The 15,471-nt window shown below is 73.2% G+C and carries 12 protein-coding genes; 6 read left to right on the plus strand and 6 right to left on the minus strand.

Translation table 11 applies throughout. The features are described 5' to 3' along the window. Window positions 1–11: 11 nt before the first annotated feature. A complete protein-coding gene (locus ACQP0N_RS30745; RefSeq protein WP_433115971.1) occupies window positions 12–1,277 on the plus strand; it encodes an APC family permease in 1,266 nt (421 codons plus the stop codon). On the opposite strand, the gene ACQP0N_RS30750 is transcribed toward ACQP0N_RS30745, so the two are convergent. From ACQP0N_RS30750 to ACQP0N_RS30765, 4 genes are read right to left on the minus strand one after another with little or no spacing between them, the layout of a single operon-like run. Beyond that, window positions 1,256–2,041, minus strand: coding sequence for an ABC transporter permease (locus ACQP0N_RS30750; RefSeq protein ID WP_433115973.1), 786 nt, complete (start codon window positions 2,039–2,041; stop codon window positions 1,256–1,258). The genes ACQP0N_RS30745 and ACQP0N_RS30750 overlap by 22 nt on opposite strands. Beyond that, window positions 2,038–3,027, minus strand: a complete 990-nt coding sequence (locus ACQP0N_RS30755; RefSeq protein ID WP_433115975.1) for an ATP-binding cassette domain-containing protein — start codon at window positions 3,025–3,027, stop codon at window positions 2,038–2,040. The genes ACQP0N_RS30750 and ACQP0N_RS30755 overlap by 4 nt, the downstream gene beginning before the upstream one ends. A gap of 30 nt (window positions 3,028–3,057) precedes the next feature. After that, window positions 3,058–5,907: a BTAD domain-containing putative transcriptional regulator gene (locus tag ACQP0N_RS30760; RefSeq protein ID WP_433115977.1), complete on the minus strand. Its 2,850-nt coding sequence runs from the start codon at window positions 5,905–5,907 to the stop codon at window positions 3,058–3,060. A 30-nt stretch (window positions 5,908–5,937) separates the two neighbouring features. Next, complete coding sequence (locus tag ACQP0N_RS30765) at window positions 5,938–8,004, minus strand: NAD-binding protein (RefSeq protein ID WP_433115979.1); 2,067 nt, start codon at window positions 8,002–8,004, stop codon at window positions 5,938–5,940. Between the two features lie 94 nt (window positions 8,005–8,098). On the opposite strand from ACQP0N_RS30765, the gene ACQP0N_RS30770 reads away from it, so the two are divergent. The 4 genes from ACQP0N_RS30770 to ACQP0N_RS30785 all read left to right on the plus strand — a co-directional run bounded on the left by ACQP0N_RS30770 (window position 8,099) and on the right by ACQP0N_RS30785 (window position 12,164). Continuing rightward, on the plus strand, window positions 8,099–8,581 hold the full coding sequence (locus ACQP0N_RS30770) for an MSMEG_6728 family protein (protein WP_433115981.1): 483 nt from the start codon (window positions 8,099–8,101) through the stop codon (window positions 8,579–8,581). 28 nt (window positions 8,582–8,609) lie between these two features. Next, the gene (locus ACQP0N_RS30775; RefSeq protein ID WP_433115983.1) at window positions 8,610–10,163 is read left to right on the plus strand and encodes an FAD-dependent oxidoreductase; all 1,554 of its coding nucleotides are present in this window, start codon (window positions 8,610–8,612) and stop codon (window positions 10,161–10,163) included. Window positions 10,164–10,229: 66 nt separating this feature from the next. After that, a complete protein-coding gene (locus tag ACQP0N_RS30780; RefSeq protein ID WP_433115985.1) occupies window positions 10,230–11,504 on the plus strand; it encodes a hypothetical protein in 1,275 nt (424 codons plus the stop codon). Between the two features lie 216 nt (window positions 11,505–11,720). Next, window positions 11,721–12,164 (plus strand): HNH endonuclease, encoded by a 444-nt coding sequence (locus ACQP0N_RS30785; protein WP_433115986.1) that lies wholly within the window; start codon window positions 11,721–11,723, stop codon window positions 12,162–12,164. A 151-nt stretch (window positions 12,165–12,315) separates the two neighbouring features. Here the strand turns inward: ACQP0N_RS30785 and ACQP0N_RS30790 are convergent, their stop codons facing one another. After that, window positions 12,316–14,076: a protein kinase domain-containing protein gene (locus ACQP0N_RS30790; RefSeq protein WP_433115988.1), complete on the minus strand. Its 1,761-nt coding sequence runs from the start codon at window positions 14,074–14,076 to the stop codon at window positions 12,316–12,318. 76 nt (window positions 14,077–14,152) lie between these two features. Continuing rightward, the gene (locus tag ACQP0N_RS30795) at window positions 14,153–14,725 is read right to left on the minus strand and encodes a hypothetical protein (RefSeq protein WP_433115990.1); all 573 of its coding nucleotides are present in this window, start codon (window positions 14,723–14,725) and stop codon (window positions 14,153–14,155) included. Between the two features lie 461 nt (window positions 14,726–15,186). On the opposite strand from ACQP0N_RS30795, the gene ACQP0N_RS30800 reads away from it, so the two are divergent. Beyond that, entirely contained in the window at window positions 15,187–15,369 is a 183-nt protein-coding gene (locus tag ACQP0N_RS30800; protein ID WP_433115992.1) for a hypothetical protein, read from the plus strand. The last annotated feature ends 102 nt before the right edge of the window (window positions 15,370–15,471 follow it).

The following is a 15,471-nucleotide window of genomic DNA, read 5'->3' on the forward strand; positions in this document are numbered from 1 at the left end:
GATTTCGGCTCGTGGATCGACTGGCGCGGCGGCTGGGCGTACCCGATGCGGTTGTCATCGGGCTGGGCTCGATGCTCGGCGCGGGCGTCTTCGTGGTCTTCGCCCCGGCCGCGGCGGCGGCCCGCGGCGCCGGCCTGCTGCCCGCGCTGCTGCTCGCCGGCTTCGTCGCCTTCTGCAACGCGACCAGCTCGGCGCGGCTGGCGGCCCGTTACCCGGAGTCCGGCGGCACCTACGTCTACGGCCGGGAGCGCCTCGGCCCGCTGGCGGGATTCGTGGCGGGCTGGGGGTTCGTGGTCGGCAAGACGGCGAGCTGCGCGGCGATGGCGCTGACCATCGGGGCGTACCTGTGGCCGGGGCAGACCCGGCTGGTCGCCGTCGGCGCGGTCCTCGCGGTGACCGCCGTGAACCTGCGCGGCATCGGTAAGACGGCCACCGCCACGAAGGCGCTCGTGGCGCTGGTGCTCGCCGTGCTCACCCTCGTCGCGGCCGTCGGCCTGGTGGGCGGGCCGGTGCACCTGGACCGGCTGACCGATACCGGCGGCTCCGCGCGCGGTGTGCTCACCGCCGCCGGGCTGCTGTTCTTCGCCTTCGCCGGGTACGCGCGGATCGCCACGCTCGGCGAGGAGGTGCGCGACCCGGAGCGGACCATCCCCCGGGCGGTCCCGCTGGCGCTGGGGGCGGTGCTGGCGATCTACCTGCTCCTGGCCGTGATCACGCTCGGCGTGCTGGGCGCCGACCGGCTGGCCGGGTCCGCAGCGCCCCTGGTCGACGTGGTGACCGCCGCCGGGCTGCCCGGCCTGGCCTGGGTGGTCCGCGCCGGGGCGACCATCGCCGTCGTCGGGGTGCTGCTGTCCCTGGTCGCCGGGGTGGGCCGGACCACGCTCGCGATGGCCCGCCGCCACGACCTGCCCGGCGCGCTGGCCGCCGTGCACCCCGTGCGCCGGGTACCGCACCGCGCCGAGGTGGCGGTGGCCGCCGTGGTGATCGTGGTGGTGCTGCTCGGCGACGTACGGCAGGCGATCGGCTTCTCCAGCTGCACGGTGCTGGTCTACTACGCGATCACCAACGCGGCGGCGCTCACGCTGGGCCGGGACCCGGACCGGCGGTCGCCGGTCCGGGTGCTCGCCGCCCTGGGGCTGGTCGGCTGCCTGGTGCTCGCGGTCAACCTGCCGCTCGGCAGTGTCGTCGCCGGGTTCGGCGTGCTCGCCGTCGGCATCGCCTGGTACGCGCTACGGGCGGGCCACCGGCGGCCCGGTCAGCGGCTCAACCGCCGGTAACGACGCACCGCCAGCGGGGCGAAGGTCGCGATCAGGAGCACCGGCCACAACACCGCCAGCAGCAGGGCGTGCTCCGCCGGCCAGGAGTCGCCCCCCAGTCCGGGATTGCCGAACAGCTCACGCGTCGCCGCGACGGTGGCCGACAACGGGTTCCACTCCGAGATCGTCCCGATGAACGGCGGCATCAGCTCGGGCGACACGAAGACGTTGGAGATGGCGCTGAGCGGGAACGCGGCCGGGAAGACGATCACGCCGACCGTGTCCGGGTTACGGACCAGCAGCGCCAGATAGATCCCGGCCCAGGTGATCGCGACGCGGAGCAGCAGCAGGAGCCCGACTGCGAGCAGGGCCTTGCCGACGCCCTGTCGCCACTGCCACCCGACGAGCAGGCCACAGAGCAGCAGGGTGGACATCTCCAGCAGCGCGCGGAGCAGGTCGGCCGCGCTGCGACCGGTCATCAGGGCGGACCGGGCCATCGGCATCGACCGGAACCGGTCGACGACACCTCGACTGAGGTCCATCGCCACGCCGGTCGCGGTGGCGCCCAGGCCGTACAGCATCGTCATCACGAAGACGCCGGGCAGCAGGAACTCGCGGTAGTTGCCACCGCCGGCCACCTGCATGCCGCTGCCGAACACGTACCCGAAGACCAGCACGAACATGATCGGCAGCGAGAAGTAGAGGATCAGCTCCTCCGGCGCGCGGATCACGTGGATCATGTTCCGCCTGGTCATCGTCCAACCGTCGACCACCGCTGCCGTCATGCCAGGTCCGCCTCTCGTCCCACCCCGACGGGCTCGCGAGCCTCGTCGGTCCGGTGCCCGGTCAGGTACAGGAACGCCTCGTCCAGCGTCGCGCGCCGCAGACCGATGTCCTCGACCGCGACTCCGGCGTCGTCCAACGCGCGCACCACGTCGACCAGGCCGGCGACCCGGTCGGTCACCGGGACGCTGAGTCGACGGACCTCCGGGTCGACCTCGGGTTCAGCGCCGCAGACCGACGCGATGACCCGGGCGGCCCGGGTCAGGGCGGCGGCGTCGCGGACCACCACCTCGACCCGGTCGCCGCCGGTCATCGCCTTCAGCTCGTCCGGCGAGCCCTCGGCCACCACCCGCCCGGCGTCGATGACCGAGACGCGGTTGGCGAGCTGATCGGCCTCCTCCAGGTACTGCGTGGTGAGCAGCACGGTGGTCCCGTCCGCGACCAGAGCGCGAACCAGGTCCCACACCTGGTTGCGGCTGCGCGGGTCCAGGCCGGTCGTGGGTTCGTCGAGGAAGAGCACCCGCGGGGTACGGATCAGACTGGCGGCGAGGTCCAGCCGTCGGCGCATCCCGCCCGAGTACTCACCGGCGGAGCGACCCGCCGCGTCCTGTAGCCCGAACCGTTCCAGCAGCTCGTCGGCGCGTTGACGGGCGGCCCGGTGGCCGAGGCGGGACAGCCGTCCGAACAGCTCCAGGTTCTGCCGGCCGCTGAGGGTCTCGTCGACCGCCGCGTACTGCCCGGTCAGCCCGATCCGGGCGCGCACCTCGTCCGGTTGGCGCAGCACGTCGTACCCGGCCACGCTGGCCCGGCCGGCGTCGAAACGCAGCAGCGTGGCGAGGATCCGTACCGCCGTCGTCTTGCCCGCGCCGTTGGGGCCGAGCAGCCCGTACACGGTGCCGGTCGGGACGGCCAGGTCGAACGAGTCCAGCGCCCGGGTCGGGCCGTACCGCTTGCCCAGCCCTTCGGCGACCACTTCGAATGTCGTCATGCCCCCACGGTGCGGCGGTCCGCTGACGGGTCACGCACGGTCCGCTGACGGCGGCGCACCGGGCCCGGCCTTCTCCGCCTCGATGATCTGTTCCAGCACGAAGATGATCTCTGCCCGGGTGGCTTCGCCGACGTACCAGCCGGTGAGGCCGCCGGTCAACGCCGCTTCGCAGAGCCGTCGCGCCTCGGCCAGATCACCGCCCAGCCGGGCCACCTGGGCGAGGCCGAGCCGGGCGGCCGAGACGAACTCCGGTGCGCCGCTGCGCTGCGCGAGGAGCAGGGCATCAGCGAAATCGTCGCGCGCCGCGACGAGGTCACCGGCCCGCAGCCGAATCTCGCCCCGGGTACGCAGCATGTCGGCCTGGTCGACGACTGATTCGAGTTCCTCGGCCAGCCTCATGGCCTGGTCCATGTGGGTGCCCGCCGCTTCCGGATCGCCGCGCCGGGCCGCGAGTTCGCCGAGCGCGCCCAGAGTGATCATGGATCCCCAGCGGTCCCCGGCCCGCCGGAAACCGTCGAGCGCGATCTCCAGTTCCGTCCCGGCCTGGTCCCACCTACCACTGAACATCTGCGCCGAGCCGCTCCCCATCGCGCCCAGCGCGTTGATCCACACGTCCGAGCCGACCAGCCGCCGCAACTCTCGCATCAGCTCTTTGACGTGCTCGGACCCACCGGACGGCGGTCCGGCCGAGATTCCCGACAGGTACAGCAGGAAGGGTTGGCGCGGCGGCCGGTCGAGACTGCGGATGACGGAACGCTGCGTACCCAACGAGTCCAGCTGCCCGGATCCGCTGAGCGAGGCGTTGTAGACGCAGAGCGCGTACTCCTCGCGCAGCCCGGCAGGTGCCTCGGCGCCGAGTAGTCCGAGGACGTCCGCGGCCAGCCGGGCCCCTTCCCCACGCATGCCGCGCAGCCACCAGTAGAACGACAGCGCCGCGACCAGGCCGGCCGCGTCGGCCGCGTCACCGGCCGCGGTGGCACGGCGCAGCGCGGCGTGGAGGTTGTCCCGTTCGGCGTCGAGCCGCCGCAACCAGTGCAGCTGCTCCGGACGCCGTAGGTTGTCGCTGGCGGTCCAGGCGAACTCCAGGAAGTACGCGGTGTGCGCGCGACGCAGGTCGTCGGCCTCACCCGCTTCGGCGAGACGCTCGGCGCAGAAGGCACGGACCGTCTCCAACATCCGGTACCGACCACCGGTCATCTCCACGAAGGACTTGTCGACGAGGCTCGTCAGCGCCTCCACGAAGTCCACGTTCGGCAGGTCGCAGACCCGCTCGGCGGCTTCCAGCGTCGTACCGCCGGCGAAGACGGTCAGCCGTCGGGCCAGTCTGCGTTCGGCGTCGCCGAGCAGGTCCCAACTCCACTCCACCACGGCCCGGAGGGTGCGGTGTCGCGGCGACGCGGCCCGGCTGCCCATCGACAGCAGCCGGAATCGATCGTCGAGGCGGGCGGCCACCTCGGTGACGGGCAACGCGCGCAGCCGTGCGGCGGCCAGCTCGATCGCCAACGGCAGACCGTCGAGGGTGCGGCAGATCCGCAGCACCGTGCCGAGGTTGGCCGGCGTGACGGCGAAGTCGGGCGCGACGTCCTCGGCCCGCTGGGCAAAGAGACGGACGGCGGCGTAGTCGTGGACATCCGGCTCCTGCGTGCCGGCCGGCGGCAGGGTGAGCCCGGACAGGGGGCACAACGCCTCGCCGGCCAACCCGAGCGGCTCACGGCTCGTGGCCAGGACACGCAGCCCCGGGCACGCGCCCAGCAACCGGGCGGCCAGCCGGGCGGCATCGGCGACGACGTGTTCGCAGTTGTCGAGGACCACCAGCAGCCGGCGCTCGGCGAGCGCCTCGACCAGCCGATCGGTAGGTTGCCGACCCGGCTCGGCCGGGGCGCGCAGGCCCGCGTCGCGGAGGCCGAGCGCGCTCAACACCGCCTGCGGTACGTCCGAACCGTCGGTCAACCCGGCCAGCTCGACGAAGCGGACCTCCCCGTCCAGACGGCCGGCCGCCTCGATCGCCAACCGGGTCTTGCCCGCTCCCCCGGGACCGATGAGGGTGACCAACCTGCGCTCGCCGAGCAGAGCGCCGACGCGGGTGAGTTCCTCGTCCCGCCCGACGAACGTGGTGAGCTGGCTCGGCAACGCCCGTCGGGTCGACCCGCTCTCCTCACCCCGCAGCACCGCGAGGTGAATCGCGGCCAGCTCCGCCGACGGGTCAGTGCCGAGTTGCTCGGCCAACGTGCTCCGGGCGTCCTCGAACTCGGCCAGCGCCTCCGCCGGTCGGCCCAGTGCGGACAGCGCACGCATGAGCAGCCCTCGGGACCGCTCCCGCAGCGGATGCGCGACGACGAACTCCCGCAGCTCCGCGACCAGCGCGGCCGACGCACCCAACGCCAGGTCCGCGTCGACCCGGTCCTCGATCGCGGCCAGCCGCAGCTCGTTCAGCCGGGCCGCCTGCGCGGGTGCGCCCGGCACATCGGCCAGGGCGGGGCCACGCCACAGCTCCAGCGCCGTACGCAACACGGCCGCCGCTCGGGCCCAGTCACCCACCGCGAGCGCGCGCCGCCCGGCCTCGGCCAGTCCCTCGAACTGGTACGCGTCGACATCCTCGCGATCCACGGCGAGGCGGTAGCCGGCCGGGTGGAACTCGACCGGGTTCTGCTCGGCGGGCAGAACCTGACGTAGCCGTGACACCTGGGACTGGAGCGCGTTGGCAGCACCTCGGGGCGGGTGTTCGCCGTACAGTCCGTCGATCAGCCGGTCGGCGGAGACGACGTGTCCCGCGTCGAGCAGAAGGAGCGCCAGCAGCGCGCGCAGGCGAGGGCCGCCCACGGGAATCTCGCGCCCGTCGGCCGCCAGCACCTGGGTCGGCCCCAGGACGCGGAAACGCATGCCATGGATTGTCACTCAGAGGCTGGACGATCAGCCTGGTCGCGTCGCGCGGGAGTCAGGTTCGTCCGGGACGCGAGCGTCGTCAGCCGGCTGGCCGGGCCACGTGTCGACGCTCCCACCCTGGGCCGGCGAAACGGCCCCGACGGTTGGCGGGCCGGACGGTGACACCGGGTGGGCCGCGCCGGGGGCGGCGGCCGCTATTTCCTGATCGCTCGGGCCGGCCGGCAAGGCGTGCTCGGCAGGGGCGGGCAGCGACCCGGCGGATCGGGCGGCACCCGGTGACGCGGGCACGGGTCGGGGCACCGATCCGATCTGACCGGGCGGCGTCAGCGTCCCGCCGGGGAGCGGCGGGGCGCACTGGCGCGTCAGCCAGTCCAACCCGCGTCGACGGGCGACGACCGTCAGCCGGTCGCCCGCGAAGATCACCTGGCGGGGGTCGAGGTCCTTCCACCAGATCGTCTTCGCCGCGCCGGCCGGGGTCCGGGCGATCAGCCGGACCTGCCCGTCCCGGTTGACGGTGTCCAGCGGCCGGCCGTCCAGCTCGGAACCGGCGGCCACCGGCACCTCGGCGACCGGCAGCGCGTGCCGGTCGACCGGGATGGTCGTGATGACCGCGCGTTCGGTGAGCGCGCCGATGAAGGCCGGGGCGGCCAGGTAGGAGACCGATCGGGACACTCCGAGCGCGAAGGTCTCCTCCACCCGCTCGGCGAAGTCACCGTCGAAGAGCCGCAGCACCACCCGCAGGTCGTCGCGGAGGTCGCGGGCGGCCAGCGCCGCCTCCAGGTTGGCGACGTCGTCGGTGGACGCCACCACCAGCGCCTGACAGGCCGCCACCGACGCGGCGGCCAGGGTCTCGGGCAGCGCGGCATCGCCGACGACCAGTGGCACCTCCAACTGGCGGGCCAGGGCCGCGCCACGTGGCGCCGGGTCCTTGTCGATCGCCACGACCTCGACGTCGTACTCCCGCAGTTGGGCCATCACCCGCGTGCCGACGTTGCCGAGGCCGATCACCACGACGTGCCCGGCGCGGACCGGTTGCAGCAGACCGGTGTGCAGGGCGAGGCGGGCGTTGACGATGCCGTCCACCACCACGGCGGTGATCAACGGGATCAGCGCCAGACCGGCCAGGTTGAGCACCACCTGCATGATCTGCGCGCCGGGCGGTTTGGCAGTGTCCGGGTCGGCGCCGCTGAGGGTGGTGACCAGGGTCAGGTACAGCGCCTCCAGTGGAGAGACGCCCTCGGTGCGGGAGATCAGCGCGCCCAGCACCGCGATCACGGCGAGCACCAGCATCACCGCGATGCCGATCTTGCGGGTCGCGAAGCCGCGTACCGCCCCCAGCAGCATCGTGACCGGCCGGCGTCGCCGACGGGCCCGGACCAGCCGCCGCGCGGCGACCTCGGTACCCGGCGGCTGACCGGTCACCTCGGCGAGCACCAGGTCCGCGCCGGCCTGCTCGGCCGGCAGCAACTCCATCCCCTGCCGCCCGTCGGGGTGGGCCAGCGCGCACACCACGTCCTGCGTCCGGACGTCGGCACGCCGCGCCACCCGCAACGTCTTGTCCCGGTGTTGGAAGGAGCTGGGGTCGACCTCGCCGAGCGCGGCGGCCACGAACGCCGGGGCGGCCATCTCGGCGTCGGAGAGCACCTCGACGGGCGCCCTGATCAGCTTGCGGACGCCGTCGGCGAGGGTGCCGTTGAACATTCGCAGCACCTGCCGGACGCGCTGGTCGACGGCCTGCGCGCAGAGCGCGGCGTGCAGGTTGCCCACGTCGTCCTGGTGCAGCAGGGCCAACCCGGTCGCCCCGGCCAGACCGGCGGCCTCGAAGGTCGCCACGTCCAGGCGTTCCGAGCGGATCACGCGGACGCCGCGCAGGCTCGCCACGTCGGGACCGGTGCTGCGGTAGCGCTCCGGCACCACGACGGTGACCCGTGCGCCGCCCACGGGCAGGTCGGATTCGAGCAGCGCGCGGGCCACGTAGTAGGCCAGGGCGTCCCGGCCACAGATCACGTAGTGCGGACGCGGGTCACCGGCGGAGCGGAGCCGCCAGTTCCACTCGACCGCCCGTCGCGCCCGGTCCCGCCACGGCTCCGCCATGCCCGGATCGTAACCAGCACGATCACCCTGGGCGACCCCACCCGGTTCGTCCCGGGCAGGCATGTCGACCCGGGCCGTGGGTAGAGCACCTGCCATGCAGACCTTCCTCCCGTACCCGGACTTTCTGGCCAGCGCCCGCGCGCTGGACCAGAAGCGGCTGGGCAAGCAGCGGGTGGAGGCCATCCAGGTGTTGCGCGGGCTCACCTGGCCGGGGTACGGGTGGCGCAACCACCCGGCCGTGAAGATGTGGGCCGGGTACGAGGAGGCGCTGACCCGGTACGGGCTGGACATGTGCGCCGTCTGGACCGAGCCGGGTCGGGCCGACACCTGCGCCACCACGCTGACCGTCGACCTCGCCGCCGCCTGCGGGGCAGGTGTCGTACGGACCCAGGACGAGCTGGCGCGTGCCGGTGACCTGCCGCCCTGGCTCGGCCGCGACGACCTGCACCTGAGCCACCGTTCCTCCCTGCTGCGCAAGGACCCGACGCACTACGCCCCGATCTTCGGCACCGAGACGCCCGACGACCTGGAGTACGTCTGGCCCGCGTCCGACCGGGCGCCGCGCTGCCTGCCGTAGGAGACTGGCGGCAGACGAGGAGGTGCCCGTGGCGCTGTCGCGTGTGGTGGGTCGGCTCATCGGCGTACGCCAGCATGAGGTGGACCCCGGCGGTGGTGGTGCCGCCCGCGTGCCGCGACCGGTCGCGGCGGTCGTGGTCGGCGCGGGCATCGCCGGCATGTCGGCGGCCGTGGTGCTCGCCGAACGCGGGGTGGACGTGACCGTGCTGGAGGCGGCGTCGACCATCGGTGGACGGCTGGGCGCCTGGCCGGAGGCCCTGCCCGACGGGGAGCAGCAGAACGAGCACGGCTTCCACGCGTTCTTCCGGCAGTACTACAACTGGCGGTCGATCCTCCGGCGCGTCGAGCCCGGCCTGGGCTTCCTCAAACCGATCCCGGGCTATCCGATCCTGAGCGCGCAGTGGCCGACCGAGGAGTTCGGCCGGCTGCCCCCCGCGCCTCCGGCGAACCTGCTCGCGCTGCTGCTGCGCAGTCCCAGCCTGCGCCTGGCGGACCTGCGGTCGATGGACCGGGACGCGGCGTTGCCGCTGCTCACCTACGATCCGGTCCGCACCTACGCCGAACTGGACGACACCACGGCCGACGAGTTGCTGGCGTCGCTGCGGCTGCCGGACCGGGCGCGCGCGATGCTGTTCGAGGTCTTCTCCCACTCCTTCTTCAACCACGAGGCGGAGATGTCGGCGGCCGAGATGGTCGCCCAGTTCCACTTCTACCTGCTGGGCAATCCGGAGGGGCTGGCCTTCGACTGCCCGGACGAGGACTACGCGACGGCGATCTGGCAGCCGCTGACCCGGCACGTGGAGAAGCACGGCGGTCGGGTGCTGACCCGCTCCGGCGCGACGGGGGTGCACCGCGACGGCGACGGCTGGCGGGTGACGACCACCGACGGCGGCGACCACCGGGCCGCGCACGTGGTGCTGGCCGTCGATCCGCCCGCGCTCGCCACGCTGGTGGCGGGCTCCCCCGATCTGGTCGCCGGCGCACCGGAGTTGGCGGAACGCATGGCCCGCTTCGGCCGGCCCGGCCCGCCGTACGCGGTGGCGCGGTACTGGTGCGACGGCGACGTCGCCGCCGACCGGGCGGTGTTCAGCGGTGTGTCCCGGCAGCCCACTCTGGACTCGGTGACGCTGTACCACCGGTTGGAGAACGAGTCGCGGCGCTGGGCGCACCGCACCGGTGGTTCGGTCGTCGAGTTGCACGCGTACGCCTGTGAGCCCGGCGTGCCGGCCGAGGAGTTGGCCGAGCGGATGCGCCGCGAGTTGGTGACGCTCTGGCCGGAGGCGGCCGACCTGCGGGTGCGGGAACTGCGCGCCCGGGTGGAGGCGCAGGCCCCGGCGTTCACCCCGGGCAGCCACGCCCGGCGTCCGGGGGTCCGCACCGAGGCCGCCGGCGTCTACCTGGCCGGCGACGGGATCGCGACGGACTTCCCGAGCGCGCTGATGGAACGCTCGGCGGCCACCGGGATCATCGCGGCGAACCACATCCTGCGGGCGCAGGGCGCCGCGACCGAGCCGGTGCGCTCGGTCCGCCCGCGCGGCCTGCTGGCCGGGCGAGCAGCCCCAAACCGATCAAAAGCGACATAAGCGACGGTACGCTGCCGTACGCTCGATTGATCATCCGTCGATCGACCGGGCGGGAGGGCAGCGGCGATGTCACCACTGCACCGCGCCGGCGCAGCGGACGGACGGCCGGCCGAGGAGGCCGTCCGCGACGACGCGTACCCACTCATCCGTGACGAGCGCGCCTGTGTCGTCACCGCCCTGCGGCTGGGCTGGTGGATGGCGGACGCCTACCACCACGGGCAACACGCCGAACCGGGACCGACCACGCCGGTCCACCCACCGGCCAAGCTCTCCAACCTGACCGAGATGTCACTGCCCCGCCGGATGCGGATGTACCTCGACGGCGTAGACGTCGCGCTGGCCCAGATCTCGGCGCTCACCCGGCACACCGGCTCGCTGCCCGACACGTCCGCCGCCCGCGCGCGACTGCCCGACCTGGACCGCCTGCCCGACCTGGACCGCCTTCCCGACCTGGACCGCCTTCCCGACCTGGACCGCCTTCCCGGTCGGGAACGGTCGGACCCGGTCGACACCGAGCCGCTGCTGCTCGCCCTCGACGACCTCAACGTGGACGTGCTGCGCTGGGCGATGGCCACCAATCTCCGGGTCGGACTGGCCTACCGGCTGGGCCGGTCCCTGGCCGACACGGTCCGGCCCGGCGACGCCGCCCAACTTCTGCGCCGCTTCGACGGCCGACAGATCCAGATCACCCGGTGGTTGGACGAGTTGGCCAGCGTGCTGCCGCCGTACTCGGCCGCGGTGGTTCGCCGCTCGCTGGCCGCCTGGGCGGTGGCCGTGGAGCGGGCCGGCCGGGGTGACCCGACCGAACCGGAGGCCGCCGAGCTGAGCAGCGAGCTGCGCAACCAGGGCGACCTGTGGCGCGGCGTCCTCACCGGCGGCCTGCACCCCCGTGACCTGCTCGACGAGGAGGACTACGCGGTGGTCGCCCGAAACCTGATCATCCGGGACCGCCGGCTGGTCGCCCAGGCCGCCCGGGGCATCTTCTGGCCCGTGCTGGTGCCGATGCTGGTGGTGCTCTTCGCGCTGGTCGGCGTGAGCGCGGCAGCGGCGGCCGGTTCACCGACCACGCGGGCCGCCGTGGCCCTGCTCGGTCTGGGCGCCGGGTTGGCCGCGATCTGGCGCTCCGTCTCGGGACCCGCGCTGGCGGTCGCCGGCGAGGTCAACCGGCCGCTGCTGGACAGCGAACTCACCGCGCGGATGGCGTTGCGGTTGGACAAGCCGCTGACGAACGCCCGCCGCACGGCCGGGAACACTACCCGCACCCGACGTCAGCGTGCTCCCGAGGAGCCGGGCAGCCGATCGAAATACGTTGCCCCTCTCTCCCGTGCGGACCTACCGTGATCGCGCAAGGTCAACCACCACCGCAGGAGCAGTTCATGACGAGGTCGCACGCCACCACCGTGCTGTCTTCACTGTTGTCCTGCGGCGGATGGCCGACGGAACACCCCCGGGCGGGCCGGCCCGACTGACGCGTACCCGTACGCGCCGAGCCGCCCGTCCGGTACGCCGGACCGGGCGGCTCTTCGCTGTCCGCCGCCACTGTAGAAAGGAGTCCCGGTGGATGCCGTACTCGTCGTCAACGCCGACCTCGGCCCGTTGCACCGGGTCACCGTTCAGCACGCCGTCCGGATGCTCTGCCGACGGGTGGCCGAGATCCACGAGGCGGAGCCCGATCGGCTGATCGGCGTCTTCCCGCTGCCCCGGGTGGTGCGGCTGGTCCGTTACGTGGTCACCCGGTGGCGGTTCAACTCCGGGCCAGCCTGGTCCCGGGCCGGGGTGCTGCGCCGCGACGACCGCTGCTGCGCGTACTGCGGTGGCCCGGCGTCGACCATCGACCACATCCTGCCGCGTTCCCGGGGTGGCCGGAACACGTGGCGAAACACCACCGCCGCCTGCTACGGCTGCAACCAGCGCAAGGGTGACCGGACCCCGGCGGAGGCGGGCATGCCGCTACGCCGCGAACCGGTGAACCCCGGCTGGGCATCGCTCGCCGGGCGGTGACCGACCGGCCGGCGGGAACGGGGGCCGCGCCCGGGGTACGCCTCCGGCGCGGCACCCGTCGGCCCCGGTCACGCGGCGCGCTCGGTGACCTTCGCCTTCGGCCGCCCGCCGGCGCAGTGCACCCGGATCTCGCTGCTGTGCTCGGGTGCGGTCAGTTCGACAATGATCTGCTTCGCCGGCCCCGCGTCGTACGGCCGCACCTGGTAACCCGACGCGGGGGTGACCGTGAGCAGTTCGGCCAGTCCCCCGACACAGCGGACGGTGACCGTTCCGCCCTGGGCGCGCACCGGGAGCCCCGGGGATTCGGCAGGCGGAGACGCGCCCGTGGGCGTGACCGTCGGCGCGACGGTCGGCGGCGGCTGACCCGGGGCCGACGGCCGGCCCGGGGCCTCTCCGGGACCTGGGCGGGGAGCGGCCGACGTGGGACCGGCCGACGGCTCGGCGGGCAGGCGCACAGTGGACGGTTCGGGCTGCGCCACGGTCTCCGGCAGGCCCACCGTGGTGGTGCCCCCGTCCCGATCCCGGTTCGTGGGGTGGTGCCGTCGTGCCGCCGCGCGCCGTAGTCGCCGAGCGACCCGGCCACCGCCACCGCTGCGATCACCGCGCCGCCGACGACCAGCGCCACCCGTCGCCGACGCCAGGACCCTCGCCGGGGCGCGTCCGGAGCAGCCCGGTTCACGCCGTCGGCCGCCTCCGCGTCCCCACCCGCTGCGGCCTTGCGCGCCTCGTTCGCCCCGGCGTCACCATCCTTGGCCGGGCGGGCAGCGGACGAGCCAGCGGCGACCGACCTGTCCGAGGCGGTCGACCTGTCCGCGCCGGCAGCCCTGTCCGAGTCGGTCGACCTGTCCGAGGCGACCGCCCTGTCCGCCGCAGCCGACCTGTCCGGGGCGGCCGACCTCTCCGAGGCGGCCGACCTGCTGGCTGTGGTCGACCTGTCCGCGTCGGCAGCCCTGTCCGCGCCGGCAGCCCTGTCCGCGCCGGCCGTCCCGGAAGCAGTGGCCGATCCGGAGGCGGCGGCCAACCCGGAGGCGGCGGCCAACCCGGAGGCGGCGGCCAACCCGGAGGCGGCGGCCAACCCGGAGGCGGCGTTTCCGCCGGCCAACCCGGAGACGACGGTGAGCAGGATGCGGGCCACCTCGGCTGCGGGGGGCCGGTCGTCGGGGTTGCGGGCGAGACACCAGTGGTAGAGCCGGTGGACCTCGGCGGGCACGCGGTCGATCTCGGGTAGCGGATCCGGATCGACGTGCACGTGGGCGCGGAGCATCCCGGTCTGCGTCTCGGCCGCCCACGGCAGCCGACCGGTGAGCGTCCGGTGCAGGAGCAGGCCGAGCGCGTACACGTCGGAGGCCGGCAGGACCTCGCCGGCTGCCAGCCGCTCCGGCGCGAGGTACGCGGGCGTACCGAGTAGCCGGCCATCGAAGTCGATCTCGGAGTCACCGGCGGCCGCCGCGATACCGAAGTCGAGCACCTTCGCGCCGGTGGGGGTGAGCATCACGTTGCCCGGCTTCACGTCCCGGTGCACCAAACCCTGGTCGTGCGCTGCCGAGATGGCCGACGCCACCTCGGCACAGACCCGCAGCGCGGCACGTGGTGGCAACGGCCCGGCGACCAGCCGTCTTTCGAGGGTGTCGCCGTTGAGCAGTTCCAGCACCACGAACGGCACCTGGACCCCGTCGAGACGCGACTCGCCGAAGTCGTAGACGTTGGTGACGTGCGGGTGTGACAACCGGGCCGCAGCCTTGGCCTCGGCCCGGATCCGCTGACGGGCGTTGGGATCCGAGGCGACGAGCACCTTCACCGCCACGTCCCGTTCGAGCACCTCGTCGTACGCCCGGTAGACCGCCGACATGCCGCCGCTGCCGAGACGCTCCAGGAGCCGGTAGCGGCCCGCAAGCAACTGATCACGCTGCACGACCGACAGACTGCCGTACGACTCACGTCCGGCACCACCCGGGATCGAGGTTTCGCAATGGGTGGAACCGGCGCGACTACACGTCCGGATGAGTTCGCAGAAACACCTCGGCCCGACGTGAGCCGTGGATCGCGAAGACGTACAGGCAGATGGCCAGCAAGGCCAGGAGCGCGAAGACCACGGTGAAGAACGGCGCGAAACTCAGGAACGCCTGCCCCATGCTCATAATCGTGATGCCGACCAGGATCATCGAGGACCGGCGCTGCTCGATCATCGCTCGCGCGGTTCGCCCGAGCAGAACGACGTCCTCATCCGGAGCCGGATCGTCTCGTCGCACCTGCCGGCTCAGACTCCAGCGTCGGGACCAGCTCAAGCGCCACAGCGTCGACGTACGGTCGGCGCGGGAACCGCCATGGCGCACCAGCCAGACGATGGAGACGATCTCGATCGCGAGCCCGGCGAGCAACAGGGATCCACCGAGGTTGGTCGCCCACGACGGCGGGTCACCGTCGAAGACACCCGTGTTTTCGTTGCCTACTGCCACGCCTACCGTCAGCGCCCCGCACAAGCCTCCCAGCAGCAGGAGCCACAGGACGCGGTGGCGCGGCTTCCGTCCCACCCAGTTCGAACGCGTCACCGATTTGTCCACGGTGGCCCCCTCGTCGCCGACACGCCGCGACGTACCCATCGACTGGCATGGCTGAAACGCGCCTAGCCGTGGTCCGGAGGCCGCCGATCGAAGCGAGGGGGTCGGGGTGGGTGGTCGCGGGAGCGACCCGGATTGCGGGACGGGTTCAGGGCTCGGTGGCGGGCGAAGCCCATGAACCGGTTGTACAGCTCGACGGGGTCGGGTGGGTCCGGCAGAAGGTGGGCCAGATCGACGCTCGCCTCAAACAGGCACGAGGCCATGTCGAGCGTGAGGAGCCTCGGCTCGTCGGCATACTCGGCCCGGGCCTGCTCGCACGGCCAGTTCCGGGCGCACGCAGCGCATCCCCACAGAGGCCGGATCGGGGCGTGACGTTGGCCGCTCACCGCCGCATCCCCCGGTACCGGACCGGCGACCGCCAGGTCACCCGACGCAGGGTGGACGGCTGACCGTAGATCACCGAGTTGACCATCCCGAAGATCACCCCGGCCCACAACGATCCCTCCAGACGGCACACCCGCTCACCCGGCTTCCCCGAACCACTCGCCCGGCTCATCGGCATGACCGTCTGGGATGCGGACGAGGTGGACGAGTGGGCGCGGCACAACCGCCCGCCCCGCCCGACCGACGGCGACGACGAGGCGTAGGCGACGCGACACCTCGGAGGCGGCAGGTAGCCGGGACGCAGGTGGCCTAGATCGACTCGGGTTGCATGACATCGGCGTGTCCCAGCGCACGGGATACCCCGC

The organism is Micromonospora sp. CA-246542, assembly GCF_050942905.1.
Taxonomy (GTDB): domain Bacteria; phylum Actinomycetota; class Actinomycetes; order Mycobacteriales; family Micromonosporaceae; genus Micromonospora.